The 14,715-nt window shown below is 39.9% G+C and carries 18 protein-coding genes; 4 read left to right on the top strand and 14 right to left on the bottom strand.

Annotated features, from left to right (window positions below):
- Window positions 1–29: 29 nt before the first annotated feature.
- The 7 genes from rpsA to prsW all read right to left on the bottom strand — a co-directional run bounded on the left by rpsA (window position 30) and on the right by prsW (window position 6,403).
- A complete protein-coding gene (rpsA, locus tag ACSVDJ_RS10725; RefSeq protein ID WP_439168671.1) occupies window positions 30–1,178 on the bottom strand; it encodes a 30S ribosomal protein S1 in 1,149 nt (382 codons plus the stop codon).
- Between the two features lie 99 nt (window positions 1,179–1,277).
- Window positions 1,278–1,862: a lysophospholipid acyltransferase family protein gene (locus ACSVDJ_RS10730; protein ID WP_439168672.1), complete on the bottom strand. Its 585-nt coding sequence runs from the start codon at window positions 1,860–1,862 to the stop codon at window positions 1,278–1,280.
- Window positions 1,859–2,536 (bottom strand): (d)CMP kinase, encoded by a 678-nt coding sequence (cmk, locus tag ACSVDJ_RS10735; RefSeq protein WP_439169081.1) that lies wholly within the window; start codon window positions 2,534–2,536, stop codon window positions 1,859–1,861. The genes ACSVDJ_RS10730 and cmk overlap by 4 nt, the downstream gene beginning before the upstream one ends.
- Window positions 2,537–2,623: 87 nt before the next feature.
- The gene (locus tag ACSVDJ_RS10740; RefSeq protein WP_439168674.1) at window positions 2,624–3,292 is read right to left on the bottom strand and encodes a flagellar brake protein; all 669 of its coding nucleotides are present in this window, start codon (window positions 3,290–3,292) and stop codon (window positions 2,624–2,626) included.
- 160 nt (window positions 3,293–3,452) lie between these two features.
- Complete coding sequence (ypeB, locus tag ACSVDJ_RS10745) at window positions 3,453–4,802, bottom strand: germination protein YpeB (RefSeq protein WP_439168676.1); 1,350 nt, start codon at window positions 4,800–4,802, stop codon at window positions 3,453–3,455.
- 15 nt (window positions 4,803–4,817) lie between these two features.
- The gene (sleB, locus tag ACSVDJ_RS10750; protein WP_439168677.1) at window positions 4,818–5,582 is read right to left on the bottom strand and encodes a spore cortex-lytic enzyme; all 765 of its coding nucleotides are present in this window, start codon (window positions 5,580–5,582) and stop codon (window positions 4,818–4,820) included.
- Window positions 5,583–5,719: 137 nt separating this feature from the next.
- Window positions 5,720–6,403, bottom strand: coding sequence for a glutamic-type intramembrane protease PrsW (prsW, locus tag ACSVDJ_RS10755; protein ID WP_094835393.1), 684 nt, complete (start codon window positions 6,401–6,403; stop codon window positions 5,720–5,722).
- 96 nt (window positions 6,404–6,499) lie between these two features.
- Between prsW and ACSVDJ_RS10760 the strand changes: the two genes are divergently transcribed.
- Window positions 6,500–7,474, top strand: a complete 975-nt coding sequence (locus tag ACSVDJ_RS10760; RefSeq protein ID WP_439168678.1) for an asparaginase — start codon at window positions 6,500–6,502, stop codon at window positions 7,472–7,474.
- A gap of 51 nt (window positions 7,475–7,525) precedes the next feature.
- On the opposite strand, the gene ACSVDJ_RS10765 is transcribed toward ACSVDJ_RS10760, so the two are convergent.
- From ACSVDJ_RS10765 to ACSVDJ_RS10775, 3 genes are all read right to left on the bottom strand, one after another.
- On the bottom strand, window positions 7,526–8,494 hold the full coding sequence (locus ACSVDJ_RS10765; RefSeq protein ID WP_439168680.1) for a YpdA family putative bacillithiol disulfide reductase: 969 nt from the start codon (window positions 8,492–8,494) through the stop codon (window positions 7,526–7,528).
- 95 nt (window positions 8,495–8,589) lie between these two features.
- The gene (locus tag ACSVDJ_RS10770; RefSeq protein ID WP_439168681.1) at window positions 8,590–9,174 is read right to left on the bottom strand and encodes an adaptor protein MecA; all 585 of its coding nucleotides are present in this window, start codon (window positions 9,172–9,174) and stop codon (window positions 8,590–8,592) included.
- An 88-nt stretch (window positions 9,175–9,262) separates the two neighbouring features.
- Window positions 9,263–10,030, bottom strand: a complete 768-nt coding sequence (locus ACSVDJ_RS10775) for a metallophosphoesterase (RefSeq protein ID WP_439168682.1) — start codon at window positions 10,028–10,030, stop codon at window positions 9,263–9,265.
- A gap of 117 nt (window positions 10,031–10,147) precedes the next feature.
- Here ACSVDJ_RS10775 and ACSVDJ_RS10780 point away from each other — a divergent pair, with 117 nt between their 5' ends.
- From ACSVDJ_RS10780 to ACSVDJ_RS10790, 3 genes are read left to right on the top strand one after another with little or no spacing between them, the layout of a single operon-like run.
- A complete protein-coding gene (locus ACSVDJ_RS10780) occupies window positions 10,148–10,381 on the top strand; it encodes a spore coat associated protein CotJA (protein ID WP_439168684.1) in 234 nt (77 codons plus the stop codon).
- The gene (locus ACSVDJ_RS10785) at window positions 10,378–10,638 is read left to right on the top strand and encodes a spore coat protein CotJB (RefSeq protein WP_095478132.1); all 261 of its coding nucleotides are present in this window, start codon (window positions 10,378–10,380) and stop codon (window positions 10,636–10,638) included. The genes ACSVDJ_RS10780 and ACSVDJ_RS10785 overlap by 4 nt, the downstream gene beginning before the upstream one ends.
- Window positions 10,639–10,656: 18 nt before the next feature.
- Window positions 10,657–11,226, top strand: coding sequence for a manganese catalase family protein (locus tag ACSVDJ_RS10790; RefSeq protein ID WP_439168685.1), 570 nt, complete (start codon window positions 10,657–10,659; stop codon window positions 11,224–11,226).
- Window positions 11,227–11,273: 47 nt separating this feature from the next.
- Here the strand turns inward: ACSVDJ_RS10790 and ACSVDJ_RS10795 are convergent, their stop codons facing one another.
- Genes ACSVDJ_RS10795 through ACSVDJ_RS10810 form a run of 4 tightly spaced genes read right to left on the bottom strand, consistent with a single transcriptional unit; the run spans window position 11,274 to window position 14,648 of the window.
- Entirely contained in the window at window positions 11,274–11,540 is a 267-nt protein-coding gene (locus ACSVDJ_RS10795) for a hypothetical protein (RefSeq protein ID WP_439168686.1), read from the bottom strand.
- A complete protein-coding gene (locus ACSVDJ_RS10800) occupies window positions 11,537–12,151 on the bottom strand; it encodes a CPBP family intramembrane glutamic endopeptidase (protein ID WP_439168688.1) in 615 nt (204 codons plus the stop codon). The genes ACSVDJ_RS10795 and ACSVDJ_RS10800 overlap by 4 nt, the downstream gene beginning before the upstream one ends.
- 12 nt (window positions 12,152–12,163) lie before the next feature.
- Complete coding sequence (locus tag ACSVDJ_RS10805) at window positions 12,164–13,630, bottom strand: RecQ family ATP-dependent DNA helicase (protein ID WP_439168690.1); 1,467 nt, start codon at window positions 13,628–13,630, stop codon at window positions 12,164–12,166.
- A gap of 4 nt (window positions 13,631–13,634) precedes the next feature.
- Window positions 13,635–14,648, bottom strand: coding sequence for a helix-turn-helix domain-containing protein (locus ACSVDJ_RS10810; protein WP_518620643.1), 1,014 nt, complete (start codon window positions 14,646–14,648; stop codon window positions 13,635–13,637).
- Window positions 14,649–14,715 lie beyond the last annotated feature (67 nt).

Genomic DNA, 14,715 nt, shown 5'->3' on the forward strand with positions numbered 1-14,715 from the left:
CATTTTCTCATTCAAATAGCATTGCTTAATTAATTATCGTTTTTTAAGCCTTTTAGTTTGTCTCCAATCATTTCTCCAAGTTGGAAACCTGTGCTTTCTTCAGGCATTTCATACGATTCTACTTCTTGTTCAACTTCCGCTTCTTCTAATTGCTTCATGCTTAAAGATAGACGATTTTCTTCCTCGTTCACATCAAGAACTTTTACTTGCACTTCTTGACCTTCTTCTAGCACCTCATGTGGCGTACCAATATGTTTATTAGAAATTTGTGAAATGTGAACAAGCCCTTCTACACCTGGGAATACTTCCACAAATGCTCCGTAAGACACGAGACGCTTCACGTTTCCAGTTAGCTCAGATCCGATTGGTGCCTTCTCCGCAATATTCGTCCACGGTCCAGGTAATGTTTCTTTAATCGATAAAGAAATTCTTTCGCTATCTCGATCAACGGATAGTACCTTTACTTGAACTTCTTGCCCTTCTTTAATAACATCAGACGGCTTATCTACATGCTCGTGGGATAGTTGAGAGATATGAACAAGTCCATCTACACCACCAATATCAACAAAAGCACCAAATTCTGTTAGTCGCTGTACTTTACCATCTAACACATCGCCTGCTTGAATTTCCGAAAGGATTTTCTTCTTATTTTCTGATTTCATTAGATCAAGAACCGCACGATGAGATAAAATCAATCGGTTCTTCTCTTGCTCTAATTCAACAATTTTCAAGCTTAACGTTTTGCCTTTATAATCTTCAAAGTCTTCTACGTAGTGATCTTCCACTAATGAAGCAGGAATGAAGCCACGAATACCAAGGTCAACGACAAGTCCACCCTTCACTACTTCCTTAATTTCAGCTTCGAACACTTCACCAGCTTCAAAACGTTTGTTCATCTCTTCCCACGCTTTATCAGCATCTGCTTTGCGCTTCGAAAGAACGTAAAGATCATCTTCTTCTTTTGTTACGAGCAGTTCAAGCTTGTCGCCCTCATTTACTACATCCGTAGCTTTTTCTACATGCAGGCTGGATAGTTCACTGATTGGGATGATACCGTCTTTTTTGCTTCCTTCAATTTCAACTTGCACTTGCTTCTCTTCCACTTTCACCACTGTTGCTTGGACTTTGTCGCCTACTGCATAGTTGTTCACTTCTACTTGGTTCATATCCTCTGTCATATGTACTCCTCCTTAATACAAAACTGCTAACATTTATTTAAATAAATATTCTTTCTATTAACTTCTAACAATTACAGCCATTTGTCAAGCAAGAAGCTTTTATTTATGGCGATCATGCAACTGACGAATATGATTCATTATAATTTCCGTCACTTCGTCCGCACTCGCTTTTCTCTCGCGAAGCTCGGACATATCAATCGGTGGACCATAGATCACTTTCAGCTTACGAAAAGGTTTGTATGGACCGACAATCGCACACGGAACAACATACGCATCTGTGCGGAGAGCAAAGAAACCAGCTCCAGCTAACCCTTTCCCTACCTCACCTGTTTTCGAGCGAGTGCCTTCAGGGAAGAGTCCCAATACTTTTCCCTCTTTTAAAAAGTTTAATCCTTTTCGTAACGCTTCTCTGTCACTCATCCCCCTTTTCACCGGAAATGCATGTAAATTAGAGATCATCTTTCCAAGAATCGGTACGTTAAATAATTCTTCCTTGGCCATAAACGATACCGGTCTTGGCGCTGTAATTCCGACGACAGGAGGGTCTAAATTATCAATATGATTGGCACAAAGAAGAACGCCTTTATCCTTTGGAAAATGCTCTCTTCCGTGAACTTCGATTCGATACATCGGCGTTAAAATCGTTTTCACTACCGTCTTGGCAATCGAATAAAAGGTGCTCATTTTCCCTTCTCCTCTTTCACTACCGCCATAATGTTTTCAACGACATCACTAATCGTTAAAGACGTCGTATCCAATTCTATCGCATCGTCTGCCTTTTTCAGCGGAGCAGCGGCTCTTTCGGAATCAATTTGATCACGAAGAGTGATCTCTTCTTTTAATTTCTCTAAATCTGAAGGAATTCCTTTCGAAATATTTTCATTATACCTTCTTTTTGCACGTTCCTCCGTACTTGCCTTGAGAAAGATTTTTATTTCGGCATTCGGCAAGACGTGGGTGCCGATATCACGACCATCCATGACCACCCCTCCAGCTTCTGCAAAAACTTGCTGGCGCTTCACCATTTCCTTGCGCACTAACGGATGCTTAGCGACGAAAGAAACGGTGTTCGTGACCTCGTTCGTTCGAATCTCATTCGTTACATCGTTGTCATCAACAAACACTTGCTGACCGCTTTCTCCAGGCTTTAAAACGATTTCTAACAACTGAAGTAGTTGAAGTAAATCATGTTCACTTTCAGGGTCCACCTGTTGTTGTAAAGCTTTATAAGTAAGTGCTCTATACATCGCACCTGTATCAATATAAACGTATGATAATTTCTCAGCAATTATTTTAGCTACAGTGCTTTTTCCAGCTGCAGCAGGTCCATCGATCGCAATTTGAATTCGTTTCGTCATCATTTCACCTTCTAATTAATTTATCTTCTCATTTTATCATACGATGAAAAGATATTCTTCAAAAAAAAACTCGTTAAAGGCGAACCTTTACACGAGTCCTTTTCTTTTCAGAATAATTTGGCGTTCAAAACAAAAACGCATCAATAGTTGCTGTTCGATTCCAGAAAGATCATTTATTTCCAAAGAAGCGATAGTTCTGTTGCTTTTCTCTTCCTCATGTACCCTGACCACTTTACTTGTCACTTCAAAATAATGATGATCTCCTGACTGGAATGGAATGGATAGGAACACCTTCCCTTGATCACCTTGCTTAATGTTCATTCCATGTGGAACAGAAACAGCCAATCCACCAGCGCTTAAATCAACCGTCGTCGCAGCAAAAGGCGAATGGTCTTCTAAATGAACAGCCGCATCAACAGCCGTAGGCACACGTACAAATTTACGACGCTGAATTCGCTGATATTTGTCTACACCTGGATCTTGTAAAACTAACATTGGAATCGATTGCTTCACACGACCAATGACTTTTGTACTAAATAGATAAACAGCAGAAGATGCTGTCGGGTCAATAAATTCCACCATCAACTCAGTCTCATCCATTAATAACGTGGTACGATTCGACTTGATATTTACAGGGTGATCAATAAACACTTGACCATCTTTCACATCAACCACCTTACAACGATACGATTCTTTTTCCTCTTCGTCTGATACATGTAATGGCTCAAGCATTAAATCTATTCCTACTTTAAGCATTCAAATCCCTCACCCTAATTTCTGACTGCCCATAGTTCATTTTTACTATAATGGGTATAATCCAAATTATAGAGGGTGATGTCTAAAAATGCAATGTAAGAATCTCTTTATCGGGTCGTTTCCCTCATATTAATAAGCTGTAAAACCACCTTATTTCACTTTACAATACGTTATCATAGATCGGTTCTGCATTGCGTAATCTTTCAACCTGCTCTTCTCGACCATCTTTCGCATTAATTAAAACTCTATATGTGTCTTCTCCTAACGTGCCGAAAAACTCGTAGCAAAGCACTTCTTGATTCAATTCATTTTGAATCATAGCTAATCGTTTTTCTTCCACTTTTACTTTTGGATTAATAAAACTTTCGGCTTTTTGTTCAGATATAGCTGGTTTCGCTATCTTTCTTTTATGATGATTTTCTAAGTATTCATTAGCGGTCACCCCAATAATTTGACCGTTATCTAGCGCCACTTTTACTTTCACCACATCTGGATAAATTCGTACACCATCTTGTTTTCCAACGAAAGTAAACACTCCGACATGATCATATTGCGTACTATCATCGAGTTCTAAATCTGTAAATTGATGATTCTTTAAAAAAGCCATCGCTTTATTGTTTGCTTCGTTTAAACCAATTGTCGGCTTCTTCACCTCTCTGTTAATAATAAACCAAAGAGGATGCCCTCCTTTTCTCGTTAAATCAATACTTGCCTCCGCTCCATTTTTATTTTTCATATTGACGCTATAGAAAGAGAAGTCAGAGCCTTTCCCACTTTTCGTTACTTTCACTTGTTCCGCTGAATCTATATTCGTAAACGCCTTCGCTTTTTTCACCGCTTCTTGCTTTGAGATCGGCGCCTCTTTCAATTCTTTTAAACGATGATTATTCAGTTGATCCGCTTGGCCAGGTAAGCTATTGACATTAGATTCACTAAAGCCCTCTGCTTTCTTCTCAACCGTTTTAAAACCATCAATAATAGTGTTATCTGCATTTTCTTTTTCCGTCGCTAAAGCAAGCTCTACGTCCATCCAACGCAAATTATTTTTCAACACCATATGTTGTACCTTTCTCAACTCATTTTGAATATCAGCTGATTGCTTATACAAATTTTTCAAATGGTTATATTCTTGATCCGTTAATGGTTCTTTCTCTAAATCTCTTACGGCTGCCTTATAGCTAAATTGACCGATATTTCCTAGAAATTCTTCCGTTTTGTTAAATGGCAATAAAGTTAGCGGCAATTGACCGACATTGCTATGAGCTTCAGACGTTAATCGCCACACATCGGCTAAAGCAGGTGAAAGGGAGTGTCGTGTATTCATCGCTAGCGTCGCTCCAATTTGATCATGAATTTTATCCACTTCATAAGTTAAGTCATGGAACGCCCGCTGATAACTGTTTTCTGCATTAATTAATACGGCATTTTTTTCACGATGCTCCTGATATCCCCAAAGCCCTACACCTACTACTGCTAATGACAAAAAAACAATTCCTATTGTTCGAAACATCAGTACTTCCCTCCTTTATTCGCAGAAAATATGTTTACCGATTCGTTTAATTTGCGGCCTCGTCCAAATCCACTTGCTCGTCGCTGTATCCGGGTTAAAATAATATAAAGCATCACCGGTAGGGTCCCAGCCATTAATCGCATCAATCACCGCTCGTTTAGACGTCTCATTCGGTGTCAGCCAAATTTGGCCATCAGCGACTGCTGTGAAGGCTCTCGGTTCAAAAATAACACCCGAAACCGTGTTAGGAAAATTTTGACTAGCGATTCGATTTAAAATCACGGCCGCTACCGCCACTTGCCCTTCATATGGCTCACCACGCGCTTCTCCGTGAACAGCATTGGCCATTAAGCTAATATCATTTTGGGAAAAGCCACCTGGTACACTTGCCGCCGTTGCCTTTTGGTTAGAATTTGATTTCTTCCCATTCCTAATCTGATTTTTTACGGAACTCTTATCATATTTAGATGCTTTAATCAGTTTATTCTTCGTTGTTTGGCCGACAAGCCCATCAATCGGTAATCCAAATGCGTTTTGAAAGTTCCTTACCGCCCAATACGTCCCCCACCCGTAAACACCATCAATTTTGCCCTTATAATAACCAATGTATTTCAGCCTAGCCTGCAGTTCAATGACATCGTCTCCAGAGGCTCCCTTTTGAATCACTTGTCCTGAAAAGGCAGCTGTATGTAACGGTGAAATTGATAGATGACCTATCATCAAGCTCAGTAGTAGAACGAAAGCAACTACTGTTTTTTTGACCCTTGCACCAATTCTCATTTTTTTACCCTCCACATAAAGTATGATGTGTATTCGTAGTTTTCGCTGCCGGCCTTTTTTTATTCAGCAAACTTTCATAATCAAGGAGCTTTTCATCTTAAAAGTCACACAGACAAATAAAAAAGAAGCCCTTTTCATTAAGAGCTTCTTTCTCGAAATAATCCGCGATGATGTTGTTCGGTTAAAATATGGGCTTGCTTTACTTTCCTTAACGCAAACCACCATAAAAAAAACATAAAAGGAACGATGTAATAGATCCAAACCGTCTCTAAATATAAAATATAATCAAAAAGCCCGTGAAGTAAAAACGGAATGAGCAACGCTAAGAGCAAATATGTTTTCTCTTTTCCATCGCGATTAAACTTCGCCTTTCCAAAATAAAAGCCCATCACAACGCCAAACAACGCATGACTTGATACAGGCAAAAGCGCCCTTAAAAAAGCGTGTTCTACACCGTGAGCGACTAAATATAGAATGTTTTCAATCGTAGCAAAGCCTAAAGACACACTTGTCGCATAGACAATTCCATCATATGGCTCGTCAAAGTCGACATGCTGGTAGATTAAATAAAACAAACTAAACCATTTAACAAATTCTTCAAGAAAGCCAACAACAACAAGCGCCTCAATGAGAGCCGAAAACGTCATCCCTTCCTCTGCTAGCACGTATTGAATAAACATCGTTGGAAAGGTCAATAGCGCTCCATAAATAAAGGCTCTCGCTACGGAAGTGACAGGCTCTGTTTCGTATTTATCTCGAAGATAAAAGTAACATAATAGCGCAAGCCCTGGTGCAATACCTGCCGAAAAGATTGCCAGCATTCATCTGTCCTCTTTTCTTTCTGTTTCCTTCATCGTATCATTAATAAAAGCGATTGAGAATACAAAAATTGCAAAAAGTCTTAGGAGGTTTTTCTTTTGTCTAAAAAACATATTTTCGTTATACATACAGGTGGAACCATTTCCATGATGGAAGATAAGCAATCAGGTGCTGTTACACCTGGGGAGAAGAATCCTTTACTTACATCAACTAACTTATTCAACGAAACGGCTCACATTACGACAGTCGAACCATTTCATCTTCCTTCTCCTCATATCACGCCGAAAGAAATGCTCCATCTGAAACAATTAATTGAAGAACACTTTCAGAAGGAACCTTTTGACGGGGTCGTAATTACGCACGGAACTGATACTCTTGAAGAAACCGCTTATTTCCTTGATGTAACGTTAACAATTGATATACCGGTCGTTGTGACAGGTGCGATGCGGTCAAGCAATGAACTCGGGGCCGATGGACTATACAATTTATTAAGTGCTGTACGAGTAGCTGCCTGTGATTCTGCTAAAGGAAAAGGAGTATTAGTCGTTCTGAATGATGAAATTCACTCGGCAGAAAACGTAACGAAAACCCACACGAGTAATATCTCGACTTTTCAAAGCCCACAATATGGACCAATCGGTATTGTCACGAAGCGAAAAATCGTCTTTCATCATGCCCCAACAGAGCGACAACAACTCGCCGTCACAACGATCGACCAAAGAGTTGCTCTAATTAAAACTTACGCCGGAATGGATGCTTCCCTTTTATCCGCTTTAAAAGATTTAAACTATGATGGAGTGGTCATTGAAGCTCTTGGCCAAGGAAATCTTCCTCCTGCTGCTGTAACAGGAATAAAGGCATTAGTCGATCAACAAATTCCCATCGTCCTCGTTTCACGCTGCTTTAATGGCATCGTTCAAGACGTTTACGGTTATGATGGCGGAGGAAAACAATTAAAAGAGCTTGGAGTGATTTTCTCTAACGGTTTAAACGGGCAAAAAGCACGAATTAAATTATTAATCGCCTTATCCGCTAAGCACGAGCTCTCGTCTCTCGAACAAATATTTGAATAAACCTCAAAAAAAGCGGAGCATTGATCCCAGCGCTCCGCTTTTTCTTTACTTCTATCCTTCACGAGTCGCAATCGCCTTGGCAATGTCTCCCCCGTGAAAACGACCATTTTCGATAAAGATTTCATTAGCATTATTGCCAGCTGCAATGACACCTGCAATAAAAATTCCTGGCACGTTCGTTTCCATCGTCTCTACATCATAATGAGGACGACCGCTCTCACGATTAATCTCTACACCCATTTTCTTTAAAAATTCCTGATCTGGATGGTAGCCAGTCATTGCAAATACAAAATCATTTTTCACTCGTTTCGTCTCGCCATTTTGTTGATAAATGACTGCTTCTTCCGTAATTTCATCCACGACCGCCTGAAATTCCATTTTGATTTCCTCATTTTTTACTAACGCCTCAAATTCCGGAAGAATCCACGGTTTAATGCTTGAGGAATATTCGCTCCCTCGATAAAGAACCGTCACTCTAGCACCTGCTTTATGTAGCTCTAACGCTGCATCGACAGAAGAATTCTTACCGCCAATGACGACGACATCCAGATCAAAATAAGGATGTGCTTCTTTAAAGTAATGGAATACTTTATCCAACTGCTCTCCTTTAATATTCATTTCATTCGGATGATCGTAGTAACCCGTCGCAATCACCACATAAGGGGTTTCATACTGCCCTTTGGACGTATGAACATGAAACAAACCATCCTCCTGCTTTTCCACTTTATACACCAGTTCATAGCGATTAATACGAATATCCTTTAATTTCACTACTTCCCGATAATAAGTGAGTGCTTGATTCCGCTTCGGCTTTCTTCCTTCAATAATAAACGGTACATCACCAATCGCCAGCTTTTCACTAGAACTGAAAAACGTTTGGTGCGTCGGGTAATTATAAATCGAATGAACGATATTCCCTTTTTCAATCACCAGTGGGCTTTTGCCAATCTCCATTAACTCAATCGCAGCAGAAAGCCCACATGGTCCGCCACCTACAATGATACAATCTTCCTTTTGCATCTCATTCGCTCCTTGTTTCACAAACCTTTTCTAAAAAAAACTCCTATTCATATAAATGATAGGAGAAAAGACAACTAATTTCAATGATTTCAACTTTACACTTGCTTAACGAAATACTGATAAAGCTTTCGCATCGCATCAGACGGAATGATCGTCAATGCATATTCTTTTAACATTTCTTCTGGTAAACTCGAATACATACCATATTCCATCAGTATCGCTTCAAACGCATCAAACTGACTATCCAAATCAAACGAGAAGCTTACATAGTAAGCTCCCTTAAAATAAAATAGTGAGCTTTGTATCGAACGAATTCTTTTATCATCGTGTACTAAACCAATAATATCTTCAATATCAATAAACTTAATCGTTTGTGCAAAGCCATATTCATCACTTTTTCCGCCTGAGGCGTCATCCAACTTATTGAAAAAATCTAACTGGTCAATCGTTAAAATAAGCACTAGCTCATCCCCCGCCATCGAATGTACTTCAATAGCGATCATTCCTTCAGTATCCATATTCAACTGTTCTTCAATCGCATCTAACATTTCGTCAAAAATCTCATGCCAAATAAAAGAATCCTCCAAAATGTGCTTCTTTAAACAACCTCTTTTTCTTAACTCATCATAAGTAACGGAAAGCTTCACTTGATTGTCTGATAACCTTTCTATCCTCATCATCTGCTGCCCCCTGCTGAAAGGACCTCTTTAACACATATTATGATAAGAAGCGCAGATGGTGAGTTATAAAAAGCATTATTGTACTCGTTTATATATCCGAAACAATAGTGATCAAGTGCGTCTCTGCTTTCGCACCTAGTCGAAGAGGAAGAGCGCTCGTTCCATAGCCATTGCTAACGAGCACCGCCATCTGTCCTCGCCATTCCCAACCACCTTGTTTATATAAGCCCATTCCGAACAGCCGAATCTGCCCTCCGTGTGTATGACCACTCAAAAAAAGAGCGACTTGATCTTTTTCAACCATTCGTTTCATCAACAAAGGGTTGTGACTTAGGAAAATCTTAAATCCTTCATTTGGTACATGTTCACATGCACCTTTTTTATCGCTATGGCCTTTACCTAAATCATCCACACCTAGCAAATACACCTCTGTTCCATCTGCTGTTTGAAAACAAAAAGAATCATTGCGCAACATCACTACGTCATGAGCAGTTAGTAATTGTTCAAACGGTTGTTTAGGCAGTTCATAATCATTATTGCCCCAAACAAAAAAAACAGGAGCAACCTCCCTTAACAATTGCAGATTATGAGCGATGCGCTCAAAGCTTACACCTTTTTCCGCTAAATCTCCACCAATGATCACAAGTTCTGCTCTGCCTTTAATCTTGTCGATGATCGATGGATGAATCACTCTTCTATGAATATCAGAAATAAAAAAGAAGGTGAACGGCTGTTTTCCCGGATAGCTATCTAAGGAAATCGTCTCTTCTTTGACGTCATTCCCGTGAGCCTCTTTCCACATATATAACAGTAAAGTCACTCCCAATAAAACAAACACCACTAATAACCATATCATATACATTACATCCTCTAATACAAATGTTATTTTACTCCATCATTCAAAAGTAAATAATATCTCAACTCAATCCTCCATACAATAGATTGAAGAATAGACAATATAAGGAGGATTGGAATGGATAAAAACCAATGGTATCGCACGTACCGACCTTTCATAAGCCCGATGGACCCTTGTCCGCCGATTCGAATAAAAAGATATTCAACCGGACCCCAATTATTCATGGGATTTCAACCACCAGGATTAGAGCAATTTCCCCCTTTAGTTGCTTTAAGAAAAGGAACGCTGTGGAAAGCTTTCTTTGACCCTTATTTTCCATTTAAAGAACAGACGGAGGGGGCGAAAAAATGAAGTCGCTTTCCGAAGACTATTACCGTGAACTTGAACAAATTCAAGCGGCCGACTTTGTGATCGTAGACTTAGCCCTTTATTTGCATACTCACCCAGATGACCTTCAAGCGATACAACAATACAATCAAATGGTGAAATCGAGCAAAACGCTAAAAAAAGCATTTGAGAAAAAATATGGCGCGATGACAAGCTTTGGCTACAGCTATTCACGCCACCCTTTTGACTATAAAGAAGAACCGTGGCCTTGGCAAGTATAAACAGGAGAGGAGAACGATATGTGGGTTTATGAAAAAAAACTGCAATATCCAGTGAAAGTAAGCGAGTGTAATCCGACGTTAGCGAAATATTTAATTGAACAGTACGGTGGTGCGGATGGAGAGCTAGCGGCTGCTTTACGCTACATGAACCAACGTTATACGATTCCTGGTTCTGTTGTTGGATTATTAACCGACATCGCCACAGAAGAATTGGGCCATTTGGAAATGATCGCCACGATGGTCTATAAGCTCACAAAAGATGCCACTCCTGAACAAATGAAAGCCGCTGGATTAGGTGCTCATTACGTCAATCACGATCGCGCCTTATTTTATGAAAATGCAGGTGGATCTCCGTTCACAGCGACATATATCCAAGCGAAGGGTGATCCAATTGCCGATTTGTATGAAGATATTGCTGCGGAAGAAAAAGCGCGGGCTACTTATCAATGGATCATTGACGTCAGTGACGACCCCGATTTAAATGACAGCCTGCGTTTCTTAAGAGAAAGAGAAATTATTCATTCACAACGATTCCGGGAAGCAGTAGAAGTTTTAAAAGAGGAACGCGACCGCAAAAAAATCTTTTAACCTGTAGCTATAGAAGAATGGCGGAAACTGTTTGCTTCCGCCCATTCTTACTGATCAGCTTTCTCTATTACTTCTAAATTAGATGGCTCTTTCTTACTTTGTTCATGTGAGTACCACGCCCCTGTTAAAATCGGAATTAAAATAAAAGAAACTAAAAGGATCGTTAACAATGGATTTCGGCGAGGTTTCTCTTCTTCTCGCCTTTTGGTACGCGAATGGTCGTCTGTTTCATTCGATTCCAGCTTCTCCACATGAACTTTTTGTATTTCTTGACGATTCTTTTTAGCTAATTCACGATAAGGATCTACTGTCATTCTTTCTTTTCCCCTCTCTCACTACTTGCCTTTTCCTTCGCTTGTCTCCGAATAGCTAAACCAAGGAAGAAATCGATCACAAAATGCATCATGATCGTAGCGGCTAAATTGTTCGTCCACTCAAACAACCAACCGATGGCAAAGCTTAAAAGCACAACATTCAGCGTTAAATACCATTGCGATAAATAGCGAATATGAATCAAAGCAAAAATCAAGCTAGTAGCAACAAGTCCTAGAGAGGTTTGTAACATTCCTCGAAAAAATATTTCTTCAGAAACGGCCACTAACGCTGCGATCAAAAAGATTTCTCCAACGGAGCGCTTAGCGAACAGCCGCTCATTAATCCCACCATCATCATAATATTTATCCGGTAGCCACTTCATGAAGCAAAGATCCAGGATGACAACTGCGATTCCTGCTCCTGCCCCTACGATGACGATTTCAAATAACGACCATTGAAATAGCTCGTAAAATGATGAAAAATCTGAGAACAAAAAAAGACCAACAATAACTGAAAGCAACAATAAAGCAAATTGCGTCATATATAATGATTTCAAAATTTCCTCATCTGTTAACCGTTTGATGAGTTCTGACTGTTTATTTTTTTTCATTCGAAAACGTAATCATCCTTTAATATTTAATAGCGATGCTAGCAAAGTTTCCCAATCGGGACGTTCTTCCATTTCAGCCTGCTTTGTCTGTCCATAAAAATCACTCGCATGGATGCCACAAATGTCACAGCAATAATCAGGCACTAGTTGAACACTTTCATTAAAAAAATGCAATATTCCCTCACGCCGACATTGCTCTGACCATACCCACTGTAGCATAGAACGGAGCTTTTGTTTTTTATACTCCAACCTATCGTCCCGCCGCTCCATAATCAAACGCATTTTGTCCTCTTGATGATCACTCTCCACCTCTCTAGCGTAGTGATGGATAAAACGATATTGGACATCACTTAAACCGACCATCTTCATAAGTTCTTCTTGCGAATGATGAGGCTGATACAGAAAATAATTTTTTATTTGCCAGTCCGTCGGAAACTCCCCTTCCATGATCAGGGCATGAACTTCCTCATCTCCGGGCGTATAAAGCAACACCGCAAGTGAACGGTTACCATCCCTTCCCGCACGACCAATTTCCTGCAAATAAGATTCTAGCTGTGCCGGCGGCTGATGGTGAATGACAAAGCGAATATTCTCCTTATTGACTCCCATCCCAAATGCACTAGTGGCACAAATTACTTCTAACTCATCATGTAGAAATTGTTGCTGAATTAAGATGCGATCCTCCTGCACCATTCCCCCATGATAAAAAGCCGTTCGCTGAATGCCTTGTTGCTTCAACCATTCCGCTCCCTCTTCAGCTCCGCGACGACTGGAAAAATAAACAATTCCCGGTTTTTCTAAGCCAACCACTAACTCAGCTAGCCGCTCTAGTTTTTCCACTCTAGAAGAACATGGTTCAACGACCATCGCGATATTCGGACGATCCACCGAGAAAACCCATTCCTTCGCTTCTTCAATATGTAAATAACGAAGGATATCTTTCCTCACCTCCGCTGTAGCCGTAGCCGTCAAAGCTAACGTTAACGGGTGGCCTAGTTTGGCTCTCGCTTGACCGAGCAAGCGATAATCAGGGCGAAAATCGTACCCCCACTGAGAAATACAGTGAGCCTCATCAACAACAAATAAAGCGATATCGAGCTTCTGTAACGCTCGAATGACCATCTCATTCATCAACATTTCAGGAGATAAAAAAATAAAGCGATAATATGCTAAACGGTTAAACACATTGTTCTTCTCCGTAAAAGTTAAAAAAGAGTTAATCGCAATCACTCGTTTTTCTCCACGCATCTTTAACTGCTCCACTTGATCTTGCATTAATGACAAAAGCGGAGAAACGATAATGACACTCCCTCGTAATATATAGGCAGGGAGCTGATAACATAGTGATTTCCCTGTCCCTGTCGGCAGCATCGCTAATGTATGTTGCCCTTGCAGTAAGGAGTCAATCACCTCTTTTTGCCCCATACGAAAATGAGTATAACCAAATTGTTCGAATAGAATGTTCTCTATATTTCCCATGCTTTCACCTGCTATGTCTAGCTAAAACTAGTCGAATTTGAAAATATGTGACATCTGGAATCTCGTCTTTAATCGGTTTTAGTTTTTTATGCTGTTGCTTCAAAGCTACAGCTAGAATTTTCTTTGCTTGTGGATCACTCACATACAATTCGAGTGGAAAATTCGTCATATTTAAAGCTAATTCCACGATATGATCTTCTACTGTACTCATTTTCAGCCTTCGTTGCTGAGCGATTTCAGCAAGGGAATAGCCTTTGTTCAATAATTCTGCTGTCTTTTTCGTTGATTGAGTAAAGTTCACTGATTCGTATATATCCTTTAACATCTCGTATAGCAACGGAAATTGTGAGGCATGCTGATAAATGTACTCGATTAAAAAATGAAGCAAATTTAAAAACCGATACCAATATTCGGTTTCTTCCATATGAACAAGTTCCGCCGTTTGTGCGACCGTTTTTCCTGTTTGGTTTTTTCCAGACAAACGAAGCACAAGTATAAGCGGGTCTTCAAAGCTTTGACTTTTCAAACTATGTATGAGTTCATCGTGCAAAGCTTGAGCTAACGCCTCTTTCGATAGCTTTTGCTGAGATAGAAACATTTTCATCCAAAACTGAATCGATTCATCTCTTGTAATCGGCTGATAGTCCTTTTTCTCATATACGAGATGAGAAGTCACTTGCACAAGTAACGTCAGTCTTTTCCAAAACAACAAGCAGCAATCTTGTAGCTTAAAGCCTTGTATATGTTGAAGAATAGCTAACGTGTCACTAAACTGAGCAAGCCATCGCTCGCCTGTCTCCGTCACTAACAGGCTATTTTGATCTCCTACTATATAGCCTTTCTCTAGCAACAGTTGGACTTGCTTGTCATACACCTTTCTATCGAGAAATGGTGCGGTTTGAAACCAACGATCTAATCGAAATAAACGAGCATCCTGTATCGTTTGAGAAGACTTTTTTCCTTTTAATAAATGATAAATGGACGAGGCTGTTCTCTCGCCGTTTAATTGCTTAAACATCAATAGCATAACCGCCTGAATGAACAACTTTCTCGTCTCCTTTTGGGCTTTTGTTCATTCTATCACG

This window comes from Bacillus sp. Hm123 (assembly GCF_051842975.2).
Lineage (GTDB): Bacteria > Bacillota > Bacilli > Bacillales > Domibacillaceae > Bacillus_CE.